This is a genomic window from Frankia sp. CcWB2, from assembly GCF_977927585.1.
This window is the reverse complement of sequence record NZ_CDWRCM010000006.1, coordinates 1-3,918: the sequence shown is the minus strand read 5'-3', so window position 1 is coordinate 3,918 and position 3,918 is coordinate 1. Positions and strand designations below refer to the sequence as shown.

Sequence of the window (3,918 nt, the reverse complement as noted above, 5' to 3'; positions counted from 1 at the left end):
AGGGCGGTCATCCACAGGGCCTGTCGCGGCGCATGGTGAGACCACGTCTTCCCCGACCCCGATGGGAACGAGGCCGCCATGTCCCCTGCGCCGCCCCTGCTGACCGCCGCGGAGAACCACGGTCCGGTCGTACGCCCGCTCATCGTCACCGCCATTCCGGACCTGCTTGACGATCTGTTGCGGCTTGCGGCGGCCGCCGGTGTATCGATGACGGTCGCCACCGAGATGAGCGCGGTGCGCCGCAACTGGACGTCGGCCCCCATGATCATCGTCGGAATGGACGAGGTCGAGCCGTGCATCGCGGCCGCGCTGCCCGATCGACGGCATGTCGTCCTGGTCGGAGGACACGTCGACGACGGCCGGGTGTGGGACGCCTCCGTGCGCATTGGCGCCGATCACGTGGTCTTCCTTCCCGAAGCCGAGCCCTGGCTCGTCGACCTCCTCAGCGATCTCGACGGGCTCGATCGGCATCATTCGGTGACGCTGGGCATCATCGGCTGCCGCGGCGGGACGGGAGCCTCCACCTTGGCCGTCTCGCTAGCCCTGGCCGGGCTGAGGCACGACCTGCGCACGATGCTGATCGACGCGGATCCGCACGGTGGTGGGCTCGCCCCCGCCTTCGCCCGCCTCGTGCCGTCCATGTCCGGTGCCTTCCCTGGCGGGGAGACCTCCAGCCTGGCGTCGCTGTTTCCCGCGCGCCACGACCAGCACGACCAGATGGACGGGAACGGCCCGGTCGGGCCGATCGCCTGGTCCGGCCTGCTGCCCCGCCGGGGTGACCTCTCCGTGGTGTCCTGGGATCCCGCTGTCAGCCCAGCCGTTCCCCCGGCGACGATGGCCACCCTGCTCGCGACCGCTCGTTGCACGTCCGACCTGGTGATCCTAGATCTCCCCGGCCGAGGGAATCCGGCGGCCACCGCAACCGACGCGGGCACCACCGTGGCCCTGCGGACCTGCCAGACGGTGCTGATCGTCACGCCCGCGGACCTGCCGTCGATCGTGGCGGCCGAACGTGTCTGCTCGGCTGCCATCCGCCAGGCTGCCGATGTGCGCGCCGTCGTCCGGCTGCACCCATCCGACCGCCTCACCCCGGAGGCGATCGCCACGATGCTCGGCGTGCCACTGGCCGGGGTGATCAGCAGCCGACGGCACCGTCCGGTTCCCACTCGCGACCGCTACGGCGGCTCAGCCAGCGGGAACACCATCGATCGCCTCAGCGAGGAACTGCTGACCCGCCTCGGCGTTCTCGGGCCACGGGTGTGGCCCGATCCGGAGGCCTGGTCATGACCGGGCTCGGCGAGCGACGCAGGTCCCCATTCCCCGCCACAGGTCACGCGGCCGCACCGGCTGCCCGAGCGGCCGCGAGGCCCGCGGTCTCCACACGATCTTCACCGCCGTTCGCAATCCCGCCGGAACCGCTCGAACCACCGGAACCACCGGAACCGACGACCGTACCCGCGAAGCCGCTCGGAGCGGGCCCGCTGGATCCCCTCCTCGCTGATCCACACGTCACCGATGTCCTGGTCAACGGGCCCGGCGAGGTCTGGGTGGAACGCCGGGGCCGGCTCATCCGTACCTCGGTCGCTTTCGCGGACGAGGAAGCGGTGCGGCGCCTGGCCGTTCGTCTCGCCGCGACGGCCGGGCGGCGTCTGGACGCCGCGATGCCCTTCGCCGACGTGCAACTGCGCGACGGAACCCGGTTGCACGCGGTTCTGGCACCGATTGCGGTGCAGGGTACGTGCCTGTCGCTGCGACGGACCCGGCGTCGCCCCTTCACCTTCGACGAACTCGTGCTCGCCGGAACAATGAGCCCGGCCGTGGCGGCCGTGCTGCACGCAGTCCTGAGCGCCCGACTTGCGATCGTGGTGACCGGGGGAACCGGCTCGGGCAAGAGCACGCTGCTTGCCGCGCTACTGGGAGCGGTGCGCCCCGACGAACGGATCGTGCTAGTGGAGGACACCGCCGAGCTCGTCATGGACCGTCCGGGGATGGTGCGGCTCGAGGCCCGCTCGCCGAACATCGAGGGCGCTGGCGAGGTGACCCAGCGCGATCTGGTCCGCCAGGCGCTGCGCATGCGCCCGGACCGGCTGGTGCTCGGCGAGGTCCGCGGCCCCGAGGTGCTCGATCTCCTCGTCGCCCTCAACACCGGTCACGAGGGCGGGTTGAGCACCGTGCACGCCAACGACACCAGTGCGCTGCCCACCCGTCTGGAGGCTCTCGCCGCCCTCGCCGGGCTGTCCCGCCCAGCGGTCCACAGCCAGATCGCGGCAGCGCTCCACACCGCCGTTCATCTTCGCCGGGAGGCCGACGGCCGCCGCCGGGTCTGCGCGATCGGGGTGTTCCGCCAGGCGGGCAGCGGACTGGTTCAGGTCGTGCCGGCCCTGGTCGTTCCTGCCTCACCTTCCCGGAACAGGCTAGCCATGCGCGCCTGCGACCCGACGCCGGCGGAGGGCCTGCCGATCCTGCGCGACCTGCTGGACGTGCGCGGTGTCTCGCTTCCAACCCTGGTCGACGCCGGGTCGCAGGTGCGGAGGCGAGCATGACCGTACTCGAGCGCGTGGGGACCGTCCCGGCAACCGTCGCAGTCACCCGGCCGAGGACCGGAACCGTGATCGGTTCGGGAATCGGCCTGGTCCTCGGTGCCGTCCTGCTCACGCTGGCCGCCGGACCGGTGGCGGCGGGCGTCGTGGCCGTGCTGCTCTGCTGTCTCGCCCGGGCGCGACGGCGGTCACGGGAGCGGCGTAGGCAGGTGGCGGTCCGCCAGTCCGCCGAAGACCTCCTCGCCGCGTTCGCGGCCGAGCTCGACGCCGGCGCACCCCAGCTCGAGGCCCTGCGCCGGGCGGCGGGCGGCATCGACGAACTCGTTGCGGCACCGACGGGACGATCGGCCTGGGTGCCCCTGGACCAGCTCGGTGCCGCGCTCGACCGGACGGAGGAGCCCGGTCCATTGTTGTGCCGCAGTGAGGCGTCATCACTGCGACAGCTCGGAGTCGCCTACCAGGTCTACGCGGCCGTCGGCGCAAGGCTGGCTCCCGTCGCGACGATGCTCGCGGCGGTCGCCCGCGCCGACGCGGTGCGGGCGGGCGAGCTGACCTCGGCACTGGCCGGGCCCCGGTCATCCGGACGGCTGGTGGCCTCGCTCCCGCTGGCCGGAATCGTCCTGGGGTCGCTCGCGGGAGCAGCGCCGATCGCGGTGTTGCTGGGCACGCCGGCGGGGATCGGATGCCTGCTCGCCGACCTGGTCGGAGTCCGCTGGCTTCGCCGCTTGGCGGACGGCGTGGAGCGACGGGGAGGGCCGGTAGCCGTGGATGCAACGGGCGTCGCGCCCCCGACCTCCGCCGCGGGGCACGACCGGTTCCTCGCCGACTTTCCCCTGGCGCTGGACCTGATCGCGGCGTGTCTGCGCAGCGGGGGGACCATCGTGTCGGCGGTGCGGGCCGTCGGCGCCGCCACCGGTGGTGTGTTGGGCGCGGAACTGTGCTCCGTAGGCGATGCACTCGCGGCGGGCGCCACGGTGGGCGCCGCCTGCGAGCGACTGGTGGCCGCGAGTCATGCTCCCCAGCTCACCGACCGGTTGCCCGGATGGGCTCGCCGCGGACGCGTGACCCCGCCATCCCGGCGGGCCAGGATGGTGCGGGCAGCGATCATGGCGCTCGATCGCGCGGAGACGTCCGGGGCGAAGCTCGCCGCCACTCTCACCCGACTGGCCGATCGTGCCAGGGACGAAGCCCACGCGGAGAGCATCGCCGCGGCTCGTCGGGCAGGTGTCCTGGCGGTCGCGCCCCTGGGCCTGTGCTTCCTTCCCGCTTTTCTCCTGCTCGGAGTGGTCCCCATGGTCCTCGGATCCGTCCCCGCGCTGTTGCCGGCCTGAAGTCCCGATCATCCAGCTGCCACCGCGGCGCCGAGCATCCAGGCCTG

3 protein-coding genes are annotated in these 3,918 nt (G+C 72.6%); all 3 read left to right on the top strand.

The features are described 5' to 3' along the window. Positions 1-78: 78 nt before the first annotated feature. The 3 genes from ssd to ACY45C_RS01625 are packed head-to-tail and all read left to right on the top strand — an operon-like array spanning position 79 to position 3,871. A complete protein-coding gene (gene ssd, locus ACY45C_RS01635) occupies positions 79-1,287 on the top strand; it encodes a septum site-determining protein Ssd (RefSeq protein WP_462185906.1) in 1,209 nt (402 codons plus the stop codon). Next, complete coding sequence (locus ACY45C_RS01630) at positions 1,284-2,543, top strand: TadA family conjugal transfer-associated ATPase (RefSeq protein WP_462185905.1); 1,260 nt, start codon at positions 1,284-1,286, stop codon at positions 2,541-2,543. The genes ssd and ACY45C_RS01630 overlap by 4 nt, the downstream gene beginning before the upstream one ends. Next, positions 2,540-3,871, top strand: a complete 1,332-nt coding sequence (locus ACY45C_RS01625; protein ID WP_462185904.1) for a type II secretion system F family protein — start codon at positions 2,540-2,542, stop codon at positions 3,869-3,871. Before ACY45C_RS01630 ends, ACY45C_RS01625 begins: the two co-directional genes overlap by 4 nt. Positions 3,872-3,918: the final 47 nt, after the last annotated feature.

Excerpts from the sequence above, each read along its gene's own strand:
- ssd (WP_462185906.1), top strand. The coding sequence starts at position 79 with ATGTCCCCTGCGCCGCCCCTGCTGACCGCCGCGGAGAACCACGGTCCG.
- ACY45C_RS01630 (WP_462185905.1), top strand. The coding sequence starts at position 1,284 with ATGACCGGGCTCGGCGAGCGACGCAGGTCCCCATTCCCCGCCACAGGT.
- ACY45C_RS01625 (WP_462185904.1), top strand. The coding sequence starts at position 2,540 with ATGACCGTACTCGAGCGCGTGGGGACCGTCCCGGCAACCGTCGCAGTC.